General features: G+C 64.4%; 1 pseudogene. It reads left to right on the top strand.

Going from position 1 to position 348, the window contains the following annotated elements:
* Positions 1–127 precede the first annotated feature (127 nt).
* A pseudogene (locus EN845_RS34160) lies at positions 128–348 on the top strand (two-component sensor histidine kinase); the annotation flags it as partial.

The raw sequence follows: 348 nt of genomic DNA, 5'->3' as shown, positions 1-348 counted from the left end.
GCCCGGCGTTTCGCTTCGTTGATTTTGCTGGTTTTTTTGATTTTTTATCGTGCACCCTGAACGGCATCCGTGCGGCAATGCGTATAGGCCGAATTGCGCTTTGTGCGAAATCATGCACAAATGCGGCATGCTGCAACGCCCTGCCGCTGCCTTATCCCCGACGCCCGAGTTGCTTGCCGGGCGGGCGCGGCGCGCCTGGCTCCTGTTTGCGGCAGTGGCGCTCGCGATTGTCGCTGCAGCGCTCTACGGCGCCGGGCTCTACGGCCGCTCGACCGAGGTCGAGGCGCTGGCGGCGCAAGGGCGCACGGATGCCAATCTCAAGGTCGCGCTGCTGCGCGCGGTGCTGGA

This window comes from Mesorhizobium sp. M8A.F.Ca.ET.202.01.1.1, assembly GCF_004791595.1.
Lineage (GTDB): Bacteria > Pseudomonadota > Alphaproteobacteria > Rhizobiales > Rhizobiaceae > Mesorhizobium.
This window is presented reverse-complemented; position numbering and strand designations above follow the sequence as displayed.